Here is a 23076-nt window from a genome sequence, read left to right on the forward strand (position 1 = left end):
GGTCAGGACTCCTGGTCGTGCCGATTGACCCGCTCTTCCAACTTGTTCTGCAGGTGCGAGAGCACCGTGGCCAGAATCCAGTAGATCAGCGCGGCGGCAAGGTACATGGTGAACACTTCGAAGGTGCGTGCTGTGATCAGCTGCGCCTGGCGGAACAGTTCCGGCACCTGGATGGTGGCGGCCAGCGCGGTGTCCTTGACCAGCGAAATGAAGCTGTTGCCCAGCGGCGGTAATGCGGTGCGCATCGCTTGCGGGATAATGGCCCGGCGAAGGGTTTGCGCACGGGTCATGCCGATGCTGGCGGCAGCTTCCCACTGACCGCGCTCGATGGAGCTGATCGCGGAACGCAGGATTTCACAGGCGTAAGCGGCCATATTCAGCGAGAAGCCGATCAGGGCCGCCGGCAGCGGATCGAGTTCCATGCCCAATTGCGGCAAGCCGTAATAGATCACGAACAGTTGCACCAGCAACGGCGTGCCGCGAAAGAACGACACGTAGATGCGGGCGATCCAGCTGACCAGCTTGAAGCGCGACAGGCGCATCAGTGCCAGGCCGAAGCCCAGCATGAGGCCGAAGAACATCCCGCCCAGGCTCAAGATGACCGTGTAGTAGGCCCCCTTGAGCAGGAAAGGCAGGGAGTCCAGTGCGAGTTGAAAAGCTTCTTCCATTATTGAGTGACGTCAGCGCTGAAGTATTTTTCCGAAAGCTTTTTCAGCGTACCGTCGGCACGCAGCTTGTCGATGGCTTTGTTCACCGCAGCCAGCAACTCAGGCTCGCCTTTGCGCAGGGCAATACCGGCTTCCTGACGGGAGAACGCTTCGCCGGCGGCGGTGGTGTCCTTGGCTTTCTTGGCGTATTCCAGGGCGGCCAGACGGTCGATCAGAATGGCGTCGATGCGGCCGACGCGCAGGTCCTGGAACTTGGTCGGATCATCGTCATAGGTCTTGATGATGGCTTTTGGCTGATTGTCTTTGAGCCACTGCTCGTAGTTGGTGCCCAGGCCTACGCCGACTTTCTTGCCGGCCAGATCGGCGGCAGACTTGATGTTCAGCTCCGCGGCCTTCTTGGTCAGCACCAGCGCCTGAATCCCGGAAACGGTGTACGGCTCGGAGAAGTCATACTTCTTCTTGCGCTCTTCGGAGATGGTCACCTGGTTGATCACTGCGTCCAGACGTTTGGATTCCAGCGCCGCGAGGATGCCGTCCCATTTGGTCGGTTGCAGTTTGACCTTCACACCCAGTTCTTTGGCCAGGGCTTCGGAGAACTCGACTTCGAAACCGGCCAGTTTGCCGTCGGCGTCAACGAAGCTGAACGGTGGGTAAGTGCCTTCCAGACCGACGTTGATCACGCCCGCGTCCTTGATTTTTTGCAGCTGCTCACCGGCAACCGCCTGCCCCAGCAGACCGGCGCTCAGCGCCAGGCCCAGCGAACCGACCAGCAGATTTCGACGTAGTGCGGAAAAATTCATGACAAGCCCCTGTGTTTTCTTATGAAGACGCTTTTAGGAATGTTGGCAAAATCGGGATTTGGACGACTGCGATATCCTGCCCTAAAGCAGCGTATGCGTCTCGCTGCAAATTCGCCTGCGGCGTGACTATATGATGGTGCTTTTAGATAGGAAAATAATAAATATAGTGTTTGTTATTCTTTTATTTCATATGAGATACACGCGATTCCCTGTGGCGAGGGAGCTTGGTCCCTCGCCACAGGAGTACTTCAACTGGTCAGCGAGTCCTTGTAGGCAAACAACGCTGGTGCCCCGCCGGTATGCAGGAAAATGATCGGGCCATCGTTGAACCGTTGACGACCGATGCCATCCAGCAACCCGGCCATGGCTTTACCGGTGTAAACCGGGTCCAGCAGCAACCCTTCCTGACTCGCCACCAGCTTCACCGCCGCCAGCGTTCCGGCATTCGGCTCGCCATACCGAGGGCCAAAATATTCGTCCCACAGTTCGATCTTGAAACTCTCCGGCAGGCTCACGCCCAGCAACTCGGCAGTGCGCTCGGCCAGGCTCTGGACTTTCGGGCGCTGATCTTCATCGCTACGGGACACCGTGACACCAATCACTGGCAAATCCGGCAGTACTTCACTCAGTGCCAGCGCCAGACCACTGTGGGTCCCGGCACTGCCCGAGGCCAGGACCACGGCGGCGAATTGCAGGCCGGTGTCCTTGATCTGTGCGGCCAGTTCCAGCCCGGCGCGCACATAACCCAAAGCGCCCAGCGCATTGGAGCCACCAATCGGCACCACATACGGTTTCTTGCCGTTATTGCGTAAACGGTCGGCCAAGGCTTGCAGTTGCTCGTCGGCATTGTCGAGGTTTTCCACCAGCTCGACCTTGGCATCGAACAGGTCGAGCAGCAGCCGATTGCCGTTGCCCAGGTAGTTGGCGTCGTCGGTGCCCAATGGATTTTCCAGCAGCGCGACGCAGCCCAGGCCAAGCTTGGCCGCAATGGCGGCAGTCTGGCGCACGTGGTTGGACTGAAGCGCACCCGCGGTGATCAACGTGTCGGCGCCCTGGGCCAAGGCATCGGCCGCCAGGTATTCGAGTTTGCGCAGCTTGTTGCCGCCCATGGCCAGCGGTGTCAGGTCATCGCGTTTGACGTACAGATCACGGCCGAGCCAGGTCGACAGCCGTTCGAGTTTTTCAAGCGCGGTAGGGTGGCCGAGGAGGTCGAGGCGGTTAAAGCGGGCAAGCTGTTGTTTGATCATGGGTCCGTACTGGCCAAGGAAGATGTCAGGACTATAGGCACGGCTATATGCATGGGCAACCGTCAATCGCTTATAGCCAAAAGAACTGAACACAGCACAATTGGTTCTTAATTCGGCCTCCAGACCTTGCCGTAAAGTAATCGCCGACAACGCGGCCAGACACTCCGGCCGCCCGTGAGGAGTTTTTACCGTGAGCGAGCGTTCCAGCCATTGGCAATTGCAGACCATCGTCAGTCAACTGCGTACTGCGCGGGACCAGTGGCGCGCACAAAACGGCCGAGTCAGCGGCGAGCAGGGCGGTCGCGAATTGCCTTCCCGGGCCGCCATGGCGGAGATACTGGAAGCGCTGTGCGGTGCCTTGTTTCCGATGCGTCTGGGACCGGTGGATTTGCGTGAGGAGAGTGAAGACTTCTACGTCGGGCACACGCTGGACGTCGCGTTGAACGCGTTGCTGGCGCAGGCTCGACTCGAACTGCGTTACGCCGCTCGTCACAGCGCCGAAGCTGACACCGAAGTGGAGGCCAAGACTATTGCGATCATTCAGGATTTCGCCCTCGCGTTGCCGGGGCTGCGCAGCTTGCTGGACACCGATGTGCTGGCGGCCTATCACGGTGACCCGGCAGCTCGTAGCGTCGATGAAGTGCTGTTGTGCTATCCCGGGATTCTGGCGGTAATCCACCATCGCCTGGCGCACCATTTGTACCGCTCGGGGCTGCCGCTGCTGGCGCGGATCAGCGCAGAAATCGCCCACTCGGCCACCGGTATCGACATCCATCCTGGGGCGCAGATCGGTCGCAGCTTCTTTATTGATCACGGGACGGGTGTCGTGATCGGCGAGACGGCGATCATTGGTGAACGCGTGCGGATTTATCAAGCCGTGACGTTGGGCGCCAAGCGCTTCCCTTCGGATGAGGACGGCCAGTTGCAAAAGGGCCATCCGCGGCATCCGATCGTTGAGGATGATGTGGTGATCTATGCCGGCGCGACGATTCTGGGGCGGATCACCATTGGCAAGGGCTCGACCATTGGCGGCAACGTCTGGCTGACCCGTAGCGTACCGCCGGGGTGCAACCTGACGCAGGCGAATTTGCAGCATGATGACGGGACGCAGAAGTAAGCTTCGAAATTTCTGCTGACTGCACCGGCCTCATCGCGAGCAGGCTCGCTTCCACAGTGGATAGGTGTTGGACCACAGATTTTTGAACGACACATCTCCCTGTGGGAGCGAGCCTGCTCGCGAATGGATTTCAAGGCGCACGGTAATCATGGCATTTAGCTAATTTCCCGCTGAACGAATCCCCCCAATCCCACGTCATACCCATCCTTGAGCTAGCGTACAGAACGTACCGCCGAGCCCTGCGATTAGTCCTTAGCACCCTATTCATGTTTAACTTGAACGCTCATTCAAGTTAAACCGCCGGTTTGCTGCCCGTTCACAACAGGAGGCTTGCCTTGCCGAGTCCGTTATTGATTGCCCTGTTTCACCCCCTTGAGGTGCACCTTTCATGAGTGCATCGTCCCTCCCTCCAAGCGGCCAGGTCCGCATGAATCCGCCGGTGTTTTATTTCGCGGCGACCTTCATTCTGCTGTTCGGCATCGTCGTCATTGCCATGCCTGAACAGGCCGGCGCCTGGCTGCTGGAAGCGCAAAACTGGGCGGCCAATACGGTCGGCTGGTATTACATGCTCGCGATGACGCTGTATCTGGTCTTCGTGGTGGTCACCGCCTTGTCTGGCTACGGCAAGATCAAGCTCGGTGCCGACCACGACGAGCCCGAATTCAGTTACCTGTCCTGGGCCGGCATGCTGTTCGCCGCCGGGATCAGCATCACGCTGTTCTTCTTTTGCGTGTCCGAACCGCTTACTCACTTGGCCCAACCACCGCAAGGCGAGGCCGGCACGGCGGATGCGGCGCGTCAGGCGATGCAGATTCTGTTTCTGCACTGGGGCCTGCACGGCTGGGGCGTGTTCGCCTTTGTCGGCATGGCGCTGGCCTACTTCGCCTACCGCCACAACCTGCCGCTGGCCTTGCGTTCGGCGCTCTATCCGCTGATTGGCAAGCGCATCAACGGCCCGATCGGTTACGCCGTGGACGGCTTCGGCATCATCGCCACGGTGTTCGGCCTCGGCGCCGACATGGGCTTTGGCGTGTTGCACCTCAACTCGGGCCTGGACTACCTGTTTGGCATCGCTCACACCCAGTGGATTCAGGTCGGCCTGATCACGTTGATGATGGGCGCGGCGATCATCGTTGCGGTGTCCGGCGTCGATAAAGGCGTGCGGGTGATGTCCGACATCAACATGCTGCTGGCCTGTGCGCTGTTGCTGTTCGTGTTGTTCGCCGGTCCTACGCAGCATTTGCTCAACACCCTGATCCAGAACATCGGCGACTACCTCGGCGCGTTGCCGATGAAGAGTTTCGACCTGTACGCCTACGACAAACCCAGCGACTGGCTGGGCGGCTGGACCGTGTTCTATTGGGCCTGGTGGATTGCGTGGTCGCCGTTCGTGGGCCTGTTCATCGCACGGATCTCCCGTGGCCGTACCATTCGCGAATTCGTCTTCGGCGTGTTGCTGATTCCGCTCGGTTTCACCCTGGCGTGGATGTCGATCTTCGGCAACAGCGCCATCGACCAGGTCCTGAACCACGGCATGACCGCACTCGGCATGTCGGCCGTCGACAATCCGTCGATGACCCTCTACCTGCTGCTGGAAACCTACCCGTGGAGCAAAACCGTCATCGCGGTGACGGTGTTCATCAGCTTCGTGTTCTTCGTCACCTCGGCCGACTCCGGCACCGTGGTGCTGTCGACGCTCTCCGCCAAGGGCGGCAACCCGGATGAAGACGGGCCGAAATGGCTGCGGGTGTTCTGGGGCGCGATGACCGCGCTGGTGACCAGTGCGTTGCTGTTCTCCGGCAGCATCGATGCGCTGAAGTCAGCGGTGGTGCTGACGTCGTTGCCGTTCTCGATGATCTTGCTGCTGATGATGTGGGGGCTGCACAAGGCGTTCTATCTGGAGTCGCAAAAGCAGATCGCGCAGCTGCATTCCCTGGCGCCGGTGTCCGGCTCGCGGCGGGGCGGTTGGCGTCAGCGCTTGACCCAGGCCGTGCATTTCCCGTCCCGCGATGAGGTCTATCGCTTCCTCGACACCACGGTGCGCCCGGCGATCGAAGAAGTGAGCGCCGTGTTCGTCGAGAAAGGATTGAACGTGGTCACTCAGCCCGACCCGGCCAACGACAACGTCAGCCTGGAAATCGGACACGGCGAAGAGCATCCGTTTATCTATCAGGTGCAGATGCGTGGCTACTTCACGCCATCGTTTGCCCGTGGTGGCATGGGTTCCAAGGAACTCAACAACCGCCGCTATTACCGGGCCGAAGTGCATTTGAGCGAGGGCAGCCAGGACTACGATCTGGTGGGTTACACCAAGGAGCAGATCATCAACGACATCCTTGATCAGTACGAACGGCATTTGCAGTTCTTGCACTTGGTGCGTTGAACGTAGTGGCGGTGCTGTTCACGTTTCGGTGGTCAACACCATGAACAGCACCAGCGCCGCCACCGGTACACCGAACACGGCGCTGCCAACGACCAGTTCCGTGCTCAACGGCTGGCCGGCATAGACCATCCCGACCGCGCCGTTGATCAGTGTCAGGGCCAGCCACAGGACCACAAAACTATAGGCCAGGGTCTCGCGGCTGAAGTCGATTTTCTCGCCGATGAACAGCATCAGCGCCAGCAGGATCAGGCCGAAGGTGATGATGATCGTGGTGTGCATGATGCATTCCGTCCTTTAGATGTGTGCTGCCCTCAAGACCGCCTTCGCGGGCAAGCCTCGCGCCTACAGATTGCGCGCAACCCCTGTAGGCGCGAGGCTTGCCCGCGAAGGCGTCGGGCCTGCCTGCAAACCAGCTTAAACCAATCCACCATTCACCCGCAGAATCTGCCCATTGACCCAAGCCGAATCCGGCCCGACCAGAAACGACACCACACGAGCAATGTCCTCTGGCTGACCGAGACGCTCCAGCGGAGGCATCTTGGCGAAGGTCTGGATCTGCTCTTCGCTCTTGCCGTGCAAAAACAATTCGGTCGCTACCGGCCCGGGGGCGACTGCGTTGACGGTGATGTTGCGCCCGCGCATTTCTTTGGCGAATACCTGGGTCAGGGATTCCACGGCCGCTTTGCTGGCGATGTACACCGCGTACCCCGGCAGGTTGAGCCCGACGGTGCTGCTGGAAAAGTTGACGATCCGCCCGCCGCTGTTCAGACGCGTCGCCGCCTCACGCAAGGTGTTGAAGGTGCCGCGCGCGTGGATGTTGAAGGTCTGGTCGAACAGTTCGTCTGTGTGTTGCGCCAGCGGCATCACTTTGAGAATGCCGGCGTTGTTGATCAGCACATCGACCTTGCCCAGTTGCGTTTCGGTCTCGTCGAACATCCGGCGCACGTCGTCGGCATTGGCCACATCGGCCTTGATCGCTATGGCTTGATGGCCGGCCTGACGCAACTCCACCACCCGTTTTGAGGCTTCGATGGCGCTGCTGGCGTAGTTGATGGCGACGGCGAACCCTTCGCTGGCCAGTTGTCTGGCGATCACGGCACCGATGCCACGGGAGGCGCCGGTCACGAGGGCAACTTTCGAAGTTTGAGTAGTCATGGCGAACCTATGAAGGTGTTTGTTGGGGTGAAGCCAGATTCACATGTTTACCGAAGCCGATAAATGCACGAAAGTTGCCTTGACTGTTCAATAATCGCCAACAATCGAGGCGCAGGAGCCAAGCGTGGATCAAGTCAAAGCAATGAAGGTTTTCGTGCGGATCTACGAGCGCAGCAGCTTCACGCTGGCCGCCGAGGACCTGAATCTGCCGCGGGCGACGCTGACCCATACGCTGAATCAGTTTGAAGCGTGGCTCGGTACGCGCTTGTTGGAACGCAGCACCCGCAGGGTGCGTCCGACGCTGGACGGCGAGGCCTACTATCAGCGTTGTGTGCACTTGCTGGCGGAACTGGAAGAAGCCGAACTGGCGTTTCGCGGTTGCGCACCCAAAGGCCGCTTGCGCGTGGACTTGCATGGCACCCTGGCCAGGCATTTTGTGATCCCGGCATTGCCACAATTCATGGAGCGTTACCCGGATATCGAGTTGTCCATCAGCGAGGCAGACCGTTTTGTCGACCTGATCGCTGAAGGCGTCGACTGCGTGCTGCGCGCCGGCACCTTGAGTGATTCGGCGCTGATCGGAAAACGCATCGCCAGCCTGCGCCAGATCACCTGCGCCAGCCCCGCCTACTTGCGCAAACACGGCGAACCGCAAAGCCTGGAAGACCTGAAGCATCATCGCGCGGTGAACTACGTCTCGCGCACCACCGCCAAGTTGTTCCCCTTCGAATTCATGGTCGATGGTGAGCTGAAAGAAGTCGCTATCGAAGGCGCGGTTTCCGTATTCGGTGCGGAAATTTATGCGGCGTCGGCAATTGCCGGGCTCGGCTTGATCCAGTGTCCGCATTACCGAATGGAGGCGCAGATTTCCCAAGGCCTGGTGCAAGAAGTCCTCATCGACACGCCGCCACCGTCAATGCCGGTTTCGGTGCTGTACCCCCACAACCGACACATGTCGCCACGGGTTCGGGTGTTTGTGGATTGGTTGGGGGAGCTGTTTACGGGCGCTGTTTGACCTTGCTGTTCTTGATCGTTCCCACGCTCCGCGTCGGAACGATCATCTGTGAAACGTTTCAGCTTTTTCTCGAGTCCGAGGTTTATCGGCGTTTGTCTGGGCGTATGCTGGGCAACTTGCGAAGCAGTCGATACCAACTTCAAGACAGACAAGAGAGGATTCGATGACTTACACCGCTGCCGAAAACCGCTACGACTCTATCCCTTACCGCCGCGTAGGCCGCAGCGGTCTGGTGCTGCCGGCGCTGTCCCTGGGGCTGTGGCACAACTTCGGTGACAGCACGCCGATCGACACTCAGCGCTCGCTGTTGCGCACCGCCTTCGACCTGGGCATCAACCACTTCGACCTGGCCAACAACTATGGCCCGCCGTATGGCAGCGCCGAGATCAACTTCGGTCGTTTGCTGCGTGAAGACTTCAAGCAGTACCGCGACGAGCTGATCATTTCAAGCAAGGCCGGTTGGGACATGTGGCCCGGCCCTTATGGCCAGGGCGGCGGTTCGCGTAAATACGTGCTGGCCAGCCTCGACCAGAGCCTGCAACGCCTGGGCCTGGACTACGTGGACATCTTCTATTCCCATCGCTTCGACCCCGACACCCCACTGGAAGAAACTGCCAGTGCGTTGGCCACCGCCGTGCAGCAGGGCAAGGCGCTGTACATCGGCATCTCGTCCTATTCCGGGGTGAAAACCCGTGAGATGGCGGCGCTGCTGAAAGAGTGGAAAGTACCGTTGCTGATTCACCAACCAGCCTACAACCTGCTCAATCGCTGGGTTGAAAAGGATCTGCTGGACGTCACCGACGAACTCGGCACTGGCGTGATTGCGTTCACGCCGTTGGCGCAGGGCTTGTTGACCGACAAGTACCTCAATGGCATTCCGAAGGATGCGCGGGTCAATCGCCCGGGCGGTGGTTCTTTGCAGGAATCTCATCTGTCCGAAGCCAACATCGCTCACGTGCGCGGGCTCAACGAAATCGCCAAGCGTCGCGGTCAGAGCCTGGCGCAACTGGCGTTGGCATGGACGCTGCGCGATCCGCGCGTGACCTCGGCACTGATCGGTGCGAGCCGGCCGGAGCAGATTATCGAGAACGTCGCAGCGTTGAAGAATCTGAGTTTCAGCGCGGAAGAACTGGCGGAAATTGACCGGTTTGCCCAGGAAGGCGGGATCAATCTTTGGGAGAAGCCTTCGACGGCTGAATAAGTGTTCGGCACGGGGTCTTGCTGCGCCTGTTCCTGCCTCTTCGCGAGCAGGCTCGCTCCCACAGTGGATTTGTGTCAGGCACAGACCCTGTGGGAGCGAGCCTGCTCGCGATGGGGCCAGAACAGGCAGTAAAGAACTCAGGACTCACCGAAAGAAAGGCACATCCCCCAACACCGTAGCCCGCTGCATCACCCGCCGCGCCGGTCGGTAATCATCCACGGCGTAATGCTGTGTCACGCGGTTATCCCAGAACGCCACGTCATCTTTTTGCCAACGCCAGCGAATGGTGAATTCCGGCCGCGTCGCATGAGCAAACAACAGCTTCAAAATCGCTTCACTCTCGGTGTCCGACAGCTCATTGATCTTCGACGTGAAGCCTTCATTGACGAACAACGCCCGGCGCCCGCTCACCGGGTGTGTGCGAATCACCGGGTGCGACAGCGGTGGATTTTTGCGGCGTGCTTCTTCCCACTGGGCCAACGCTTGCGGCGTGTTGCCATATCGCTCCAGCGGGAACGAGCGGGTGAAATCGTGTGTGGCCGTCAGGCCTTCGAGCAAGCTTTTCATCGGCGCGGACAACGCTTCATACGCCGCGATGCCACTGGCCCACAGCGTGTCGCCACCAAATTCAGGCAACAGCTTGGCACTCAGCACCGCTCCCATGGCCGGGGTCGGCAGGAAGGTCACGTCGGTGTGCCAGATCGCGTTGTCGCGCACGTCGGTGACGGCGGTGTCGAGGATCAGCACTTCGGGCTGTTCCGGCACGTTCGGGTAGATCGGATGGATGTGCAGGTCGCCAAAATTCGCAGCGAATCGCGCCTGCTGTTGCGGTGTGATCGGCTGGTCGCGGAAGAACAGCACTTGATGCTTGAGCAGCGCTTGCTCGATGGCGTCGCGCTGTTCCAGGTTCAGTGGCTGGCTGACGTCGATGCCGCTGATTTGGGCGCCGAGGGCCGAGCTGAGGGGGACGATGGTCAGGTTGCTCATGGTGATTCTCTTTAATCCGGGGTGCCGAGCTTTTGTAGGAGTGAGCCTGCTCGCGATAGCGGAGAGTCAGACGACAGGGTGGTGGCTGATGCACCGCCATCGCGAGCAGGCTCGCTCCCACATTAAGATCCCAAAAACTCAGTGGGCCTGGCCGTGCCACGGCACCAGTTTGCGTTGCAGGGCGCGCAGGCCCATTTCCATGGCAAACGCGATCAGGGCAATCACCAGAATCCCCAGCACCACCACATCGGTGACCAGGAATTGCGCGGCCGACTGCACCATAAAACCCAAACCGCTGGTGGCGGCGATCAATTCGGCGGCAACCAGCGTCGACCAACCCACACCGAGGCCGATGCGCACGCCAGTCAAAATATCCGGCAAGGCGCTCGGCAGAATCACATGGCGAATCAACTGCGCCCGGGTCGCACCCAGCGACTGCGCGGCGCGCAGTTTGGCCGGGTCAACCGTGCGCACGCCAGTTGCAGTGGCAATGGCAATCGGGGCGAAAATCGCCAGGTAGATCAGCAAGACTTTCGACAGCTCACCGATGCCGCACCAGATCACGATCAGCGGCAGGTAAGCCAGCGGTGGAATCGGCCGGTAGAACTCGATCAACGGATCGAGCACGCCGCGGGCGATGCGGTTATGGCCGATGGCGATGCCGATGGGCACGGCGGTCAGCACCGCGAAACCAAGGCCCAGACCGATACGGCTGAGACTGGCCCCCAAATGCTGCCACAACGTTGAATCCATGTAGCCGCTGGTCACCAGCAGCCAGCCCTTTTGCAGCACGGCGGACGGTGGTGGCAGGAACAGCGGTTCGATCATCCCTGTGGCGGTGACGGCCCACCAAATGACAACCAGCGCCACCAGCGTCAGCACGCTGATCCACCGAGTGCTGAGGCTGCGACGTGCCGGGATGTCCGTGGAACCCGGTTTAACCGCGACGGCGGGAACTTGATAGCTGCTCATGCGCGCTCCTGCCGCTGGGCGGTGCTGCGTTGGGAGAACACTTTGGCGAGTACGTGTTCGCGAGTTTCGATGAAGCGCGGGTCGGACTTGATCGAGCGAGCGGACTCACCGGCCGCATACCGCTGACCGAAATCCAGGCTCAGGCGCTCGACGATTTGTCCCGGATCAGGCGCCAGCAGAATCAGGTCCGTGGCGAGGAACACCGCTTCTTCGATGTCGTGGGTAATCAGGAAAACCGGTTTGGCGGTGCGCTGCCAGACTTGCAGCAGCAGCTCCTGCATCTGTTCGCGGGTGAAGGCGTCGAGGGCGCCGAAGGGTTCGTCCATCAGCAAAACGCGCGGGTCGGCGGCCAGCGCGCGGGCCAGGCCGACACGTTGCTTCTGGCCACCCGAGAGTTGCCAGATGCGGCGACTTTCGAAGCCGGAAAGGTCCACCAGTGCGAGCATTTCCTGAGCGCGCAGTTCACGTTTTTCCCGCGCAATGCCGGCCAGCTCCAGGCCGAAACCGACGTTGGCCAACACGTCCTGCCAAGGCAGCAGGGCGTCGTCCTGGAACACCACGCCGCGTTCGGCGCTCGGGCCTTTGACCGGCACACCGTCAAGGGTGATGCGCCCGGCGCTGGGTTCGACGAATCCGGCAATCAGGTTCAACAGCGAGGTCTTGCCACTGCCGGACGGGCCGAGAGCTACCAGCAACTGCTGGGGGCCCAGGCTCAGGGAAATATCCGCCAGTACCGGTTCGGCGGCGCCGGGGTACTGTGCGCTGATGCGCTCCAGCTGTAGCAAAGCCATCGCAGTTAACTCCCGATCAGTTGGTGATGTACTTGGCGCTGACGTAAGGGGCGTAGTCCGGCAGCACGGCCTCGACCTTGCCTTGTTCTTTCAGGAACGTGGCGGTATCGGTGATGGCCTTGGTGGTCGGTGCGCCGAGGGTGATCACTTGGTCAGCCGCCAGCGGGAAGACGTTGCCTTGCAGCAACAACGGAATGTCGCTGGCCTTGGCGCCCGACAGTTTGACAAGCTTGTCCACGTTGCTTTGATTGGCCAGCCAGGCTTTCGGGTCTTTGCGGTAATCGGCGTAGGCGTCGAGGGTCACTTTGGCGAACGCAGTGACGATTTCCGGGTGCTTCTCGGCGAAGTCCTTACGCACGATCCAGGCATCGAAAGTCGGAGCGCCGAACTTGGCCAGTTCGCCGGAGGTAATCAGCACTTTGCCGTTTTCCTTGGCGACTCCGAGGGCTGGGTCCCACACGTAAGTGGCGTCGATATCACCGCGTTTCCACGCAGCGATGATGGCGGGCGGAGCGAGGTTGAGCACGGTGACCTTCGACGGATCGATGTTCCAGTGCTTGAGCGCCGCCAGCAGGCTGTAGTGGCCGGTGGAAACGAACGGCACGGCGATTTTTTTGCCGATCAGGTCTTGCGGAGTCTTGATCCCGGAGCCGTCGCGGGCGACCAGGGCTTCAGCCGCGCCGATCTGGGTGGCAATGAGGAAGGTTTCTACCGGGACTTTGCGGGTGATGGCCGCCGTCAGGGGGCTGGAACCGAGGTAGCCGATCTGCACGTCGCCGGAAGCGATGGCGGCGATGATGTCGGCGCCGTTGTCGAATTTGCGCCAGTCGATCTTGGCGTTGGTGGCTTTTTCGTAAGCGCCGTCGGCCTGGGCGACCTTTGCCGGGTCAACCGTGGTCTGGTAGGCGACGGTCACGTCAGCCGCCTGGGCAAACAAACTCGCAGCAGCCAGCGACGCGGCCGCCAAGAGGCGAAGAGAGAAATTCAGTTTCATTGAGAAGCTCCTTGTCAGGCGACCGAGAGTCGGCGTGAAAGGAGACTAAATGATCTAAGAATCCGAAAATAAATAACTTTTTCGAATGAGCTTATGAGCGGAAAATTCTAAGGGAGACCGCAGTGCGGCCATCGCGGGCAAGCCTCGCTCCTACAGATTCGGGGTCGAGTCACAAATGGGGACCGACACAAAACTGTAGGAGCGAGGCTTGCCCGCGAAAAGGTCTGAAGGACCTTCTGATGTTAGTTGCTGATCGCCAGAATGCTCGCCTGATACGACCCGACAAACACATCGAAATCGCCGACTTCGTTCTGCTCCAGCGCCACCTGCTCAGCCAGCGAGGAGCGTGCGCGTTCTTCAAACTTCGCCTGATCTTCGCTATTCAACGGCTCGCTGCGGAAAAACTCCGCATGCGCCTGGCTCTGGCGCAGGGAGAACTGGGCAAAGCTCTCCTTGTGTTCAGCCATGGCCGCCAGCACTTGTGCTGAAGGTGTGCGCGACGAATCCTTGACCTTCTCCATCTGCACGTCCAGCGCCTTGCTGTGGGCATCGCCACCATGGCTTTGATCAAGCAGCGCCGCGAGCGGAGCTATTTTTTCCAACAATTCGCCGGCCCATTCCTTCAGGTCGACCGGTTGACCGTCACGCTGCAGTTGCAGGCCCGGACGACGACCTTCCTTGACCACGCTGAGGAAGTTCGAGGTCGCGTTGCCGCACGAAGTATTGGTCAGCAGCGGGCTGTCGTTCAGCGCGCAATACAGCAGGAACGCGTCGAGGAAGCGCGACTCTGGCAAATCGATGCCCATCGGCAGGAACGGATTGATGTCCAGGCAACGCACTTCGACGTACTGAATGCCGCGGGCCACCAGCGCCTGGATCGGCCGTTCGCCGGTGTAGGTCACGCGCTTCGGGCGGATGTTGGAGTAGTACTCGTTTTCGATCTGCAGGATGTTGGTGTTGAGCTGAACCCATTCACCGTCCTGATGCGTACCGATTTCGACATACGGTGCATACGGCGTGGCGACCGCTTTGCGCAGGCTGTCGGTGTAGCTGGCCAGATCGTTGTAGCACGGCGTCAAGCCGGCCTGGGCGTTGCTCTGGTAACCCAGGTCACTCATGCGCAGGCTGGTGGCGTATGGCAGGTACAAGGTGTCCGGGTCCAGTTGCTCCAACTGGTGCGAACGACCGCGCAGGAAACCGGCGTCCAGCGCAGGGGAGGCGCCGAACAGGTACATCAGCAGCCAGCTGTAGCGGCGGAAGTTGCGGATCAGCGCAATGTAGGCTGACGACTGATAGTCGCGGTCGGTGCCGACAAAGCCTTCAGCCTCTTTAAGCAGTGGCCAGAGCTTTTCCGGCAGGGAAAAGTTGTAGTGAATCCCGGCGATGCACTGCATGGTCTTGCCGTAACGCAGGGCCAGGCCCTTGCGGTAGACGTACTTGAGCTGACCGATGTTGGACGTGCCGTAATAGGCGATCGGGATGTCTTCCTCGGCCGGCAACGGGCACGGCATCGATGGACTCCACAGAAACTCGTTGCCGAGCTTGCTGTAGGCAAAACGGTGAATCTTGTCCAGGCTCGCCAGCGTATCGGCCGGGTCTGGCAGGGCCGGGGTAATGAATTCCAGCAGCGACTCGGAATAGTCGGTGGTGATTTGTTCATTGGTCAGCGCGGAACCCAATGCTTCCGGGTGCGGCGTTTGCGCCAGGCGACCTTCGCCGGTCACGCGCAGGCATTCACGTTCGATGCCGTGAAGGCACTGTTCGAGCAGAGAGAGGTTAGCGCGCTCGCCGAGCAGAGCCAGGCGGCGGTTGAGAAGTTCGCTCAAGTTGGATTCCTTCACGCGTCAGTCGCCCCAATATGGGGGTGGGCAAGACGGTCTACAAGGGTGAAGTTGAAACTGGCGTTTTCGCCTGGTTTTTGGACCGTACACGGCTGCTGACAGCAGCCAAGGAATTCCCTGTGGGAGCGAGCCTGCTCGCGAAGAGGGCGTGTCAGTCAACATTGATGTTGTCTGATACACCGCCTTCGCGAGCAGGCTCGCTCCCACAGGAAACTTCGGCACTGCAGTCACAGCGCCGAAATTAACTCAAATCGATGACTTCTAGCTACAGGACAGCGAACGTGCCTTGTGCTTTTGCGACGAGTTTGTCGTCTTGCATCACGTCGGCTTCGACCACCAGCGTGCGCCGGCCCGGGTGAATCACCCGCGCCGTGCACATCACTTCACCGTCGGAAACGGCGCGAATGTAGTTGATCTTGCACTCGATGGTCGCGCTCTGCTGGTCAAAGCCGTGGGTGCTGGAACAGGCCAGCCCCATGGCAATGTCCACCAGACTGAACAAGGCCCCGCCGTGCAGCTTGCCGCCGCGATTGCGCAGCTCTGGCGCAAGCCCCAGGGCGACTTGCGCCACCCCGGCTTCCAGACTGTGCAAGCGACATCCCAGCAGCTTGAAAAAAGCGCTTTCGGTCAGCCCGGCAGGGATCTCCATCAGCGTTTCTTCAACTGCTTGGCGTTGGCAAACAACGACGCCATGGCGTTGTTGGCCGGGGCCGCCGCCGTGGTTTCCTTACGCGGTGCGTTGTTCTGGGACTGGCGTGGCGCCGACCCCGGACGTGCACCACGAGCGCCGTCGATTTTCTCGCCCGGGGTGTCGCTCATGCGCATCGACAGACCCACGCGTTTACGCGGGATATCGACTTCCATGACCTTCACTTTCACCACGTCTCCGGCCTTTACCGCTTCGCGCGGATCCTTGATGAACTTCTCCGAAAGCGCAGAGATGTGCACCAAACCGTCCTGATGCACGCCGATGTCGACGAACGCGCCGAAGTTGGTCACGTTGGTGACGACGCCTTCGAGGATCATGCCCAGTTGCAGATCCTTGAGGTCTTCGACGCCTTCCTGGAACTCGGCGGTCTTGAACTCAGGACGCGGGTCACGGCCCGGTTTTTCCAGCTCTTGCAGAATGTCGGTGACCGTTGGCAGACCAAAGGTTTCGTCGGTGTACTTCTTCGGGTCGAGACGCTTGAGGAAGCTCGCGTCGCCGATCAACGAGCGAATGTCACGGTCGGTCTCAGCGGCAATGCGCTGCACCAGCGGATAGGCTTCCGGGTGAACCGCCGACGAATCCAGCGGATTGTCGCCGTTCATGACGCGCAGGAAACCGGCCGCCTGTTCGAAGGTTTTCTCGCCCAGACGAGCGACTTTCTTCAACGCCGCACGGGTTTTGAACGCGCCGTGCTCGTCGCGGTGGCTGACGATGTTCTGCGCCAGGGTCGCGTTGAGGCCGGAGATGCGGGCGAGCAGCGCCACGGAGGCGGTGTTGACGTCCACGCCCACGGCGTTCACGCAGTCCTCGACCACGGCATCCAGGCCACGCGCCAGTTTCAGCTGCGACACGTCGTGCTGGTACTGGCCGACGCCGATGGATTTCGGATCGATCTTCACCAGTTCGGCCAGCGGATCCTGCAAGCGGCGGGCAATCGACACGGCGCCACGGATCGACACGTCGAGGTCCGGGAATTCCTTGGAAGCCAGTTCCGACGCCGAATAAACCGATGCACCGGCTTCGGAGACCATGACCTTGGTCATCTTCATCGCTGGGTATTTTTTGATCAGCTCAGCGGCGAGCTTGTCGGTTTCACGGCTGGCGGTGCCGTTGCCAATGGCGATCAGGTCCACGGCATGCTTGGCGCACAGGGCCGCCAGAATCGCGATGGTCTGGTCCCATTTGTTGTGCGGTACGTGCGGGTAAACCGTGGCGTGATCCAGCAGCTTGCCGGTGGAATCGACCACGGCGACCTTGCAACCGGTGCGCAGGCCCGGGTCGAGGCCCAGGGTGGCACGCGGGCCGGCCGGGGCCGACAGCAGCAAGTCGTGCAGGTTGTGGGCGAACACGTTGATCGCTTCGGTTTCCGCGCCATCGCGCAGTTCGCCGAGCAAATCGGTTTCGAGGTGGGTGTAGAGCTTGACCTTCCAGGTCCAGCGCACCACTTCGCCCAGCCATTTGTCGGCGGCGCGGTTCTGGTTCTGGATGCCGAACTGCTGGCCGATCATGCCCTCGCACGGGTGCATGGCGCCCGGCAGCTCGTCGCCGACTTTCAGCGCCGAACTCAGGATGCCTTCGTTGCGGCCACGGAAAATCGCCAGCGCGCGGTGCGACGGCATGCTTTTCAGCGGTTCGTCGTGTTCGAAGTAATCGCGGAACTTGGCGCCTTCCTCTTCCTTGCCGGCGATGACGCGGGCACTGAGGGTCGCTTCCTGCTTGAGGTAGCTGCGCAGCTTGTCCAGGAGGCCGGCGTCTTCGGCGAAGCGCTCCATCAGGATGTATTTGGCGCCTTCGAGGGCCGCCTTCACATCGGCCACGCCTTTTTCGGCGTCGACGAAGCGTGCGGCTTCGGCGTCTGGCGTCAGGGTCGGGTCGTTGAACAGGCCGTCGGCCAGCTCGCCGAGGCCGGCTTCCAGGGCGATCTGGCCCTTGGTGCGGCGCTTCTGCTTGTACGGCAAGTACAAGTCTTCCAGGCGGGTCTTGGTGTCGGCGAGTTTGATGTCGCGTTCGAGTTGCGGGGTCAGCTTGCCTTGCTCCTGAATGCTGGCAAGGATGCTGATACGCCGTTCGTCGAGTTCTCGCAGGTAGCGCAGACGCTCTTCCAGATGACGCAACTGGATGTCATCGAGGCTGCCGGTCACTTCTTTCCGGTAACGGGCGATGAAGGGAACGGTAGAGCCTTCATCGAGTAGCGCGACGGCCGCTTCGACCTGTTGTGGGCGTACACCGAGTTCCTCGGCGATGCGGCTGTTGATGCTGTCCATAAAACCACCTGACAAATTGTGAAAGCAGGCTCGCAGGCGCAGGGAGAAAGGCTCGGCGAGTCTGGTTGAGCGGCCTGGCGTGCGCCGCTACCTGGATCAACAGGTATCCCATTGACCCGTGAAATCGAACAATGACTGCCGGCGCCATGAAAATAAAAAGCGGCCAACTGCAGCCATGATCAGACGTTGCCTGACACAAAAGGCCGCGCATTATAACCAGCGTTCTATCATTCAGGGGCATCGCAGGCATTAGCGCGAGGGCCGGATTTCTGGCAGTGAAGGAAAAATCTGCTAACAATGCACACGGTGCGTATAACGGCAGCTACGCCATAATGCGCGCCGAGATCAAAGGAGCATCCAATGAGCAGCACTGCAAACAATGCTGAAGGCGAAAAAATTCTTATTGTTGACGACGATCCAGGGCTGAGCAGCCTGCTGGAACGCTTTTTCGTCAGCAAGGGCTACCGCGCCCGCGCCGTGCCGAACACCGAACAAATGGATCGCCTGCTGGCGCGTGAAGTGTTCAACCTGGTCGTCCTCGACCTGATGCTGCCCGGCGAAGACGGTCTGACCGCCTGCCGCCGGCTGCGCACGGCGAACAATCAGATCCCGATCATCATGCTGACTGCCAAGGGCGATGAGCTGAGCCGCATCAAGGGCCTGGAACTGGGCGCCGACGATTACCTGGCCAAGCCCTTCAACCCGGATGAGCTGATGGCCCGTGTCAAAGCGGTCCTGCGCCGTCAGTCGACGCCTGTGCCGGGCGCACCGGGCAGCGAAGACGAAAGCGTGACCTTCGGTGACTACGAACTGTCCCTGGCCACCCGCGAACTCAAGCGCGGTGACGAAGTGCACATGCTGACCACCGGTGAATTCGCGGTGCTCAAGGCCTTGGTCATGAACGCGCGTCAGCCACTGACTCGCGACAAGCTGATGAACCTGGCTCGTGGCCGTGAATGGGATGCGCTGGAGCGTTCCATCGACGTGCAGATTTCCCGTCTGCGCCGGATGATCGAGCCTGACCCATCCAAACCGCGTTACATCCAGACGGTCTGGGGCGTGGGCTACGTGTTCGTTCCGGATGGCGCCGCCACCAAGTGATCGGCGATTTGTAGGAGCGGGTCTTGCGGACAATCGTCCGCAGACTCGCGATCCGCAATATGCGAGCATCGCTCGCTCCTGCAAGTGTGTAGCGGTTATTCATGAAAACCCCCGTTTGGTTCCCCCAGAGTTTCTTCTCCCGCACCCTGTGGCTGGTGCTGATCGTCGTCCTGTTTTCCAAGGCACTGACCCTGGTTTATCTGTTGATGAACGAAGACGTGCTGGTGGACCGCCAATACAGCCACGGTGTCGCCCTGACGCTGCGCGCTTATTGGGCCGCTGATGAAAAGAACCGAGAGAAAATCGCTGATGCTGCCACCCTGATCAGGGTCGTGGGCGCGGGTGTGCCGGAAGGCGAGCAACATTGGCCTTACAGCGAGATCTATCAGCGTCAGATGCAGGCTGAGTTGGGTGCCGACACCGAAGTGCGATTACGCATGCACTCACCGCCGGCCCTGTGGGTTCGGGCACCTAGCCTGGGCGATGGCTGGCTGAAAGTGCCGCTGTATCCGCATCCGTTGCGCGGCCAGAAAATCTGGAACGTGCTCGGCTGGTTCCTTGCTATCGGCTTGCTGTCCACCGCCTCGGCGTGGATCTTCGTCAGCCAGCTCAATCAACCCTTGAAACGTCTGGTGTATGCCGCACGGCAACTCGGCCAGGGGCGCAGCGTGCGCCTGCCGATCAGTGACACGCCGAGCGAGATGACCGAGGTGTATCGCGCCTTCAACCAGATGGCTGAAGACGTTGAGCAGGCCGGTCGCGAGCGCGAGCTGATGCTGGCCGGGGTGTCACACGACCTGCGTACACCGCTGACCCGTTTGCGCTTGTCCCTGGAATTGATGGGCGACCACAACGACCTCACCGACGCGATGGTGCGTGACATCGAAGACATGGACGCGATCCTCGACCAGTTCCTCGCGTTTATCCGCGATGGTCGTGACGAGTCTGTCGAGGAAGTGGACCTGATTGACCTGGTTCGTGAAGTCGCTGCGCCGTATAACCAGAACGAAGAAAAAGTGCGTCTGCGCCTGGAACCGATCCAGGCGTTTCCCCTGCGTCGGGTGTCGATGAAGCGGCTGCTGAACAATTTGATCGGCAACGCGTTGCACCATGCTGGCAGCGGGGTTGAGGTGGCGGCTTATGTCTCCGGTGATACCAGCGCGCCGTACGTGGTGCTGAGCGTCATGGACCGTGGGGCAGGGATTGATCCGTCGGAACTGGAGGCGATCTTCAACCCGTTCACCCGGGGTGATCGTGCCAGGGGCGGGAAGGGGACAGGACTTGGACTGGCCATCGTGAAGCGGATCGCTTCGATGCATGGCGGGAATGTCGAGTTGCGCAATCGGCCGGGTGGCGGGCTTGAAGCTCGGGTGCGGTTGCCGCTTGGGCTTATGTTGCCGCGGGATGCGGTTTAACAGCTGACTACTATTCCCACGCTCTGCGTGGGAATGCAGCCCTGGACGCTCGGCGTCCCAGCAACAGCCGAACGCGGAGCGTCCGTTAGAGCATTCCCACGCAAAGCGTGGGAATGCTCAGTGGGTCAGCCCTTGCCTTTGGTGCGCGTCATATTCGGCCCGCCATTCTTCTCAAGATGCTCGATGATGATCCCCGCCACATTCTTCCCGGTGGTGGTCTCGATCCCTTCCAGCCCTGGCGACGAGTTCACTTCCATCACCAGCGGCCCGTGATTGGAGCGCAGGATATCCACGCCCGCCACCGCCAGCCCCATGACCTTGGCCGCCCGCAACGCGGTCATGCGTTCTTCAGGGGTGATCTTGATCAGGCTGGCACTACCACCGCGATGCAGGTTGGAGCGGAACTCCCCAGGCTTGGCCTGGCGCTTCATCGCCGCGATCACCTTGTCGCCCACCACGAAGCAGCGAATGTCCGCGCCCCCGGCTTCCTTGATGTATTCCTGAACCATGATGTTCTGCTTCAGGCCCATGAAGGCCTCAATCACCGACTCTGCCGCCGTCGCCGTTTCACACAACACCACACCGATGCCTTGCGTACCTTCCAGCACCTTGATCACCAGCGGTGCGCCGTTGACCATGTCGATCAGGTCGGGAATGTCATCCGGGGAGTGCGCAAACCCGGTGACCGGCAAGCCGATGCCGCGGCGCGAGAGCAATTGCAGTGACCGCAGTTTGTCCCGCGAACGGGCGATGGCCACCGATTCATTGAGCGGGAAAACCCCCATCATTTCGAACTGACGCAACACCGCGCAGCCATAAAACGTCACAGACGCACCGATCCGCGGGATCACCGCGTCGAAACCTTCCAGCGGCTTGCCGCGGTAATGGATCTGCGGTTTGTGGCTGGCAATGTTCATATAGGCGCGCAGGGTGTCGATCACCACCATTTCATGTCCACGCTCGGTACCGGCTTCGACCAGACGACGAGTGGAATACAGACGCGGGTTCCGCGACAGCACAGCGATCTTCATGCAACACCTGTGGAAGAGGTAGATACCGGGAACACCGGCTTGTCTTGTACATATTTGATGCCCGGATTGACCACCAGTTGGCCGTCGATCAGGGCTTTGGAGCCGAGGAGCAGGCGATAACGCATGGACTTGCGGCAGGCGAGGGTGAATTCGACCCGCCATACCCGATCACCCAGGGCCAGTGTGGTGCTGACCACGTAACGCATCTGAGCGTGACCGTTGGAGCTTTTGATGGTTTTGCGCGTCACCAGTGGCGCCTCGCAGCGTCGATGGCGCAACTGCACCACCGTGCCCAGGTGCGCGGTGAAGCGCACCCAGCTTTCACCGTCGCGCTCGAACGGCTCGATGTCGGTGGCATGCAGGCTTGAGGTGCTGGCGCCGGTGTCGATTTTTGCGCGCAGGCCCGCGACTCCCAGATCCGGGAGCGCCACCCACTCGCGCAGACCGATAACGGTCAAATGGTCAAATGTCTTCAATAGGAAAAAACCGGCGATTAACGCGTCCAGGCCTCAGGTGCTACCTGGGCCAACGCTTTGAATGCAGGCTTGGCGAACCAGTAACCCTGCATCAGAAATATTCCACAGTCCGCCAGGAAATCCCGTTCTCCGGCGCTTTCGATGCCTTCGGCGATGACTGTAACGTTCAACTCCGCACACATTGTGACAACCCCTCGGACGATCGCCTGACGAACACGGTCGCGATCGACATCGCGGATCAGTGCCATGTCGAGTTTGATCAGGTCCGGTTGGAAATCAGCCAGCAGATTGAGCCCCGAGTAGCCCGCGCCGAAATCGTCGATGGCGGTCTTGAAGCCGAATTCGCGGTATTCACGCAGAATATTAGTCAAATGGCGATAGTTATCTACGTGCTCGCTTTCCAGGGTTTCGAAAATCAGCCGGTTGATGGGGAAGTTGTGTGTTTTCGCGGCTTCCAGAGTGGTGCGGATGCACAGCTCTGGGCGGTACACGGCGTTGGGCATGAAGTTGATGGACAAGTGTGTCTGCATGTTTAGATTGGCCGCTCCTGCAATGGCGCGGGTCCGGCAGAGCTGGTCGAAGCGGTAGCGATTTTCCTCGGTGACCTGGTCGAGCACCGACAGTGCGCCTTCCCCGGCAATGCCACGCACCAACGCTTCGTGAGCAAAAACTGATTGGTCGCGCAAATCGACGATCGGTTGGTAGGCAAAAGAAAAATCGAAGCCCAGCGGCTCGCTTTGCTGGCAGCCCTGGCAACCGCCCTGAGGCGAGGTCAATGAAGACGGGAATATAGTCACTCGATCACTCCATGCCGGTGAGCCGGCCAAGATCACAGTCTATCTGGGGGGCCGAGTTCTTGCGCCCGACAGAAACGGTAGTACAGTTCCGACTATGGGCTGAAAGAGGAAT

At 60.3% G+C, this 23076-nt stretch carries 21 protein-coding genes; 6 read left to right on the forward strand and 15 right to left on the reverse strand.

Annotation, left to right across the window (positions count from 1 at the left end):
* Positions 1-2: 2 nt before the first annotated feature.
* From tcyL to RHP74_RS01175, 3 genes are all read right to left on the reverse strand, one after another.
* On the reverse strand, positions 3-668 hold the full coding sequence (tcyL, locus tag RHP74_RS01165) for a cystine ABC transporter permease (RefSeq protein ID WP_010464804.1): 666 nt from the start codon (positions 666-668) through the stop codon (positions 3-5).
* Positions 668-1468 (reverse strand): cystine ABC transporter substrate-binding protein, encoded by an 801-nt coding sequence (tcyJ, locus tag RHP74_RS01170; RefSeq protein ID WP_010464802.1) that lies wholly within the window; start codon positions 1466-1468, stop codon positions 668-670. The genes tcyL and tcyJ overlap by 1 nt, the downstream gene beginning before the upstream one ends.
* A gap of 248 nt (positions 1469-1716) precedes the next feature.
* Positions 1717-2715, reverse strand: a complete 999-nt coding sequence (locus tag RHP74_RS01175; RefSeq protein ID WP_311097285.1) for a D-cysteine desulfhydrase — start codon at positions 2713-2715, stop codon at positions 1717-1719.
* 190 nt (positions 2716-2905) lie between these two features.
* Between RHP74_RS01175 and epsC the strand changes: the two genes are divergently transcribed.
* Complete coding sequence (epsC, locus tag RHP74_RS01180) at positions 2906-3832, forward strand: serine O-acetyltransferase EpsC (RefSeq protein ID WP_010464798.1); 927 nt, start codon at positions 2906-2908, stop codon at positions 3830-3832.
* Between the two features lie 427 nt (positions 3833-4259).
* Complete coding sequence (gene betT, locus RHP74_RS01185) at positions 4260-6215, forward strand: choline transporter BetT (protein WP_169857611.1); 1956 nt, start codon at positions 4260-4262, stop codon at positions 6213-6215.
* A gap of 18 nt (positions 6216-6233) precedes the next feature.
* Here betT and RHP74_RS01190 read toward each other — a convergent pair whose 3' ends face one another.
* Together RHP74_RS01190 and RHP74_RS01195 are read right to left on the reverse strand one after the other, a co-directional pair.
* On the reverse strand, positions 6234-6494 hold the full coding sequence (locus tag RHP74_RS01190) for a hypothetical protein (protein ID WP_311097287.1): 261 nt from the start codon (positions 6492-6494) through the stop codon (positions 6234-6236).
* A 135-nt stretch (positions 6495-6629) separates the two neighbouring features.
* Positions 6630-7370: an SDR family oxidoreductase gene (locus RHP74_RS01195; protein WP_083375285.1), complete on the reverse strand. Its 741-nt coding sequence runs from the start codon at positions 7368-7370 to the stop codon at positions 6630-6632.
* A 124-nt stretch (positions 7371-7494) separates the two neighbouring features.
* Between RHP74_RS01195 and RHP74_RS01200 the strand changes: the two genes are divergently transcribed.
* Both RHP74_RS01200 and mgrA read left to right on the forward strand, forming a co-directional pair.
* Positions 7495-8385 (forward strand): LysR family transcriptional regulator, encoded by an 891-nt coding sequence (locus RHP74_RS01200; protein WP_311097289.1) that lies wholly within the window; start codon positions 7495-7497, stop codon positions 8383-8385.
* A 163-nt stretch (positions 8386-8548) separates the two neighbouring features.
* Positions 8549-9586: an L-glyceraldehyde 3-phosphate reductase gene (mgrA, locus tag RHP74_RS01205; RefSeq protein WP_010464790.1), complete on the forward strand. Its 1038-nt coding sequence runs from the start codon at positions 8549-8551 to the stop codon at positions 9584-9586.
* Positions 9587-9730: 144 nt separating this feature from the next.
* Here the strand turns inward: mgrA and tauD are convergent, their stop codons facing one another.
* From tauD to RHP74_RS01240, 7 genes are all read right to left on the reverse strand, one after another.
* Positions 9731-10573, reverse strand: coding sequence for a taurine dioxygenase (gene tauD / locus RHP74_RS01210; RefSeq protein WP_010464788.1), 843 nt, complete (start codon positions 10571-10573; stop codon positions 9731-9733).
* A gap of 138 nt (positions 10574-10711) precedes the next feature.
* The gene (gene tauC, locus RHP74_RS01215; protein WP_304818582.1) at positions 10712-11545 is read right to left on the reverse strand and encodes a taurine ABC transporter permease TauC; all 834 of its coding nucleotides are present in this window, start codon (positions 11543-11545) and stop codon (positions 10712-10714) included.
* Entirely contained in the window at positions 11542-12336 is a 795-nt protein-coding gene (gene tauB / locus RHP74_RS01220) for a taurine ABC transporter ATP-binding subunit (protein WP_010464784.1), read from the reverse strand. Before tauB ends, tauC begins: the two co-directional genes overlap by 4 nt.
* 16 nt (positions 12337-12352) lie before the next feature.
* Complete coding sequence (tauA, locus tag RHP74_RS01225; RefSeq protein WP_311097292.1) at positions 12353-13330, reverse strand: taurine ABC transporter substrate-binding protein; 978 nt, start codon at positions 13328-13330, stop codon at positions 12353-12355.
* A 242-nt stretch (positions 13331-13572) separates the two neighbouring features.
* Positions 13573-15156: a glutamate--cysteine ligase gene (gshA, locus tag RHP74_RS01230; protein WP_010464781.1), complete on the reverse strand. Its 1584-nt coding sequence runs from the start codon at positions 15154-15156 to the stop codon at positions 13573-13575.
* A 280-nt stretch (positions 15157-15436) separates the two neighbouring features.
* Positions 15437-15820 (reverse strand): PaaI family thioesterase, encoded by a 384-nt coding sequence (locus RHP74_RS01235; RefSeq protein ID WP_311097294.1) that lies wholly within the window; start codon positions 15818-15820, stop codon positions 15437-15439.
* Entirely contained in the window at positions 15820-18144 is a 2325-nt protein-coding gene (locus tag RHP74_RS01240) for a Tex family protein (RefSeq protein WP_311097296.1), read from the reverse strand. Before RHP74_RS01240 ends, RHP74_RS01235 begins: the two co-directional genes overlap by 1 nt.
* Before the next feature lie 360 nt (positions 18145-18504).
* On the opposite strand from RHP74_RS01240, the gene ompR reads away from it, so the two are divergent.
* Positions 18505-19245, forward strand: a complete 741-nt coding sequence (gene ompR, locus RHP74_RS01245) for a two-component system response regulator OmpR (protein WP_010464774.1) — start codon at positions 18505-18507, stop codon at positions 19243-19245.
* A gap of 101 nt (positions 19246-19346) precedes the next feature.
* The gene (locus RHP74_RS01250; RefSeq protein WP_010464772.1) at positions 19347-20660 is read left to right on the forward strand and encodes an ATP-binding protein; all 1314 of its coding nucleotides are present in this window, start codon (positions 19347-19349) and stop codon (positions 20658-20660) included.
* A 125-nt stretch (positions 20661-20785) separates the two neighbouring features.
* Here the strand turns inward: RHP74_RS01250 and rimK are convergent, their stop codons facing one another.
* The 3 genes from rimK to RHP74_RS01265 all read right to left on the reverse strand — a co-directional run bounded on the left by rimK (position 20786) and on the right by RHP74_RS01265 (position 22964).
* The gene (gene rimK / locus RHP74_RS01255) at positions 20786-21691 is read right to left on the reverse strand and encodes a 30S ribosomal protein S6--L-glutamate ligase (protein ID WP_007949201.1); all 906 of its coding nucleotides are present in this window, start codon (positions 21689-21691) and stop codon (positions 20786-20788) included.
* A complete protein-coding gene (locus RHP74_RS01260) occupies positions 21688-22107 on the reverse strand; it encodes an ATP-dependent zinc protease (protein ID WP_229801818.1) in 420 nt (139 codons plus the stop codon). Before RHP74_RS01260 ends, rimK begins: the two co-directional genes overlap by 4 nt.
* Positions 22108-22184: 77 nt before the next feature.
* Entirely contained in the window at positions 22185-22964 is a 780-nt protein-coding gene (locus tag RHP74_RS01265) for an EAL domain-containing protein (protein WP_102593423.1), read from the reverse strand.
* Positions 22965-23076: the final 112 nt, after the last annotated feature.

This window comes from Pseudomonas sp. SG20052 (assembly GCF_031766055.1).
GTDB classification, from domain to species: domain Bacteria; phylum Pseudomonadota; class Gammaproteobacteria; order Pseudomonadales; family Pseudomonadaceae; genus Aquipseudomonas; species Aquipseudomonas mandelii.

Coding starts and splice junctions, on each gene's coding strand:
- betT (WP_169857611.1), top strand. CDS start 4,260: ATGAATCCGCCGGTGTTTTATTTCGCGGCGACCTTCATTCTGCTGTTC.
- ompR (WP_010464774.1), top strand. CDS start 18,505: ATGAGCAGCACTGCAAACAATGCTGAAGGCGAAAAAATTCTTATTGTT.
- RHP74_RS01235 (WP_311097294.1), bottom strand. CDS start 15,820: ATGGAGATCCCTGCCGGGCTGACCGAAAGCGCTTTTTTCAAGCTGCTG.
- tauC (WP_304818582.1), bottom strand. CDS start 11,545: ATGAGCAGCTATCAAGTTCCCGCCGTCGCGGTTAAACCGGGTTCCACG.
- mgrA (WP_010464790.1), top strand. CDS start 8,549: ATGACTTACACCGCTGCCGAAAACCGCTACGACTCTATCCCTTACCGC.
- tcyJ (WP_010464802.1), bottom strand. CDS start 1,468: ATGAATTTTTCCGCACTACGTCGAAATCTGCTGGTCGGTTCGCTGGGC.
- RHP74_RS01175 (WP_311097285.1), bottom strand. CDS start 2,715: ATGATCAAACAACAGCTTGCCCGCTTTAACCGCCTCGACCTCCTCGGC.
- RHP74_RS01250 (WP_010464772.1), top strand. CDS start 19,347: ATGAAAACCCCCGTTTGGTTCCCCCAGAGTTTCTTCTCCCGCACCCTG.
- tauD (WP_010464788.1), bottom strand. CDS start 10,573: ATGAGCAACCTGACCATCGTCCCCCTCAGCTCGGCCCTCGGCGCCCAA.
- rimK (WP_007949201.1), bottom strand. CDS start 21,691: ATGAAGATCGCTGTGCTGTCGCGGAACCCGCGTCTGTATTCCACTCGT.
- RHP74_RS01195 (WP_083375285.1), bottom strand. CDS start 7,370: ATGACTACTCAAACTTCGAAAGTTGCCCTCGTGACCGGCGCCTCCCGT.
- RHP74_RS01190 (WP_311097287.1), bottom strand. CDS start 6,494: ATGCACACCACGATCATCATCACCTTCGGCCTGATCCTGCTGGCGCTG.
- tcyL (WP_010464804.1), bottom strand. CDS start 668: ATGGAAGAAGCTTTTCAACTCGCACTGGACTCCCTGCCTTTCCTGCTC.
- tauA (WP_311097292.1), bottom strand. CDS start 13,330: ATGAAACTGAATTTCTCTCTTCGCCTCTTGGCGGCCGCGTCGCTGGCT.
- tauB (WP_010464784.1), bottom strand. CDS start 12,336: ATGGCTTTGCTACAGCTGGAGCGCATCAGCGCACAGTACCCCGGCGCC.
- RHP74_RS01240 (WP_311097296.1), bottom strand. CDS start 18,144: ATGGACAGCATCAACAGCCGCATCGCCGAGGAACTCGGTGTACGCCCA.